The 243-nt window shown below is 77.8% G+C and carries 1 pseudogene; it reads right to left on the reverse strand.

Features of this window, described 5'->3' with window-relative positions:
• A pseudogene (locus G3I40_RS26785) lies at positions 1 to 243 on the reverse strand (3-carboxy-cis,cis-muconate cycloisomerase); the annotation flags it as partial.

Consider the following 243-nt stretch of genomic DNA (forward strand, 5'->3'; position numbering starts at 1 on the left):
CGGGTCCGGCCGATCCGCCCGGCCAGCTCGGCCGAGAGCCGCTCGGACACGATCGCCCCGCCCGTCAGGGACAGGTGCGCCCGCATCACGTCGGGTCGCACCACGAGCCCCCCGGTCAGTTCGGCCGCGTCCCGCGCCGCCCCGCCGGTCAGTCGCAACAGCTCCCGCAGCGTGGCCCATTCGGCATGCCACGCCCCGGCCGGCCGCTCGTCCTGGGCGGCCAGCGACCCGTACAGGGTGGCC

Source organism: Streptomyces sp. SID14478 (genome assembly GCF_010548525.1).
In the GTDB taxonomy this organism is placed as follows: Bacteria; Actinomycetota; Actinomycetes; order Streptomycetales; family Streptomycetaceae; genus Streptomyces.